The organism is Chryseobacterium potabilaquae, assembly GCF_902728265.1.
GTDB classification, from domain to species: Bacteria; Bacteroidota; Bacteroidia; order Flavobacteriales; family Weeksellaceae; genus Chryseobacterium; species Chryseobacterium potabilaquae.
The window spans coordinates 1-516 of the sequence record NZ_CACVBR010000147.1 but is presented as its reverse complement, the minus strand read 5'-3'; the positions used below and the strand labels follow the sequence as shown (position 1 = coordinate 516).

1 protein-coding gene is annotated in these 516 nt (G+C 36.4%); it reads right to left on the bottom strand.

Going from position 1 to position 516, the window contains the following annotated elements; genetic code table 11:
* Positions 1–516, bottom strand: a 516-nt coding sequence (locus CHRY9293_RS18580; RefSeq protein WP_162034333.1) for a phosphopantetheine-binding protein, incomplete at both ends; no start/stop codon positions are given.

Genomic DNA, 516 nt, shown 5'->3' with positions numbered 1-516 from the left:
ATGGCTAAACACCATCGCTACACTAGCCTTGATACCCAAAGAGTGATGAATCTTACTAATCAATTTAATAGCCATAATACTATTACCTCCTAAGCGAAAGAAATCATCATGGATACTAATACTTTCATTATCTAATCCTAATACATCGCCATAAATAGCTACAAGACTTTTTTCTAGATCATTCGAGGCTCCTACATATTCTCTATCCCCTACAAAATTAGGCTCCGGTAAGGCCCGACGATCTAACTTACCATTAATCGTTAACGGAAACTCTTCCAAATGAATATACCCAGAAGGAACCATATACTCTGGTAAAAGACCTGATAAATACAATGATAAATCTTCAGCATTGATTGCTCTATCCGATACATAATATCCTACCAGATATTTTAATCCTGAGCTATTTTCTTTAGCCAAGATTACTGCTTGACGAATCCCTTCATAGCTCAATAGCACATTCTCTATCTCTCCTAGCTCTATCCTATAACCTCGAATCTTTACCTGGAAATCATTCCT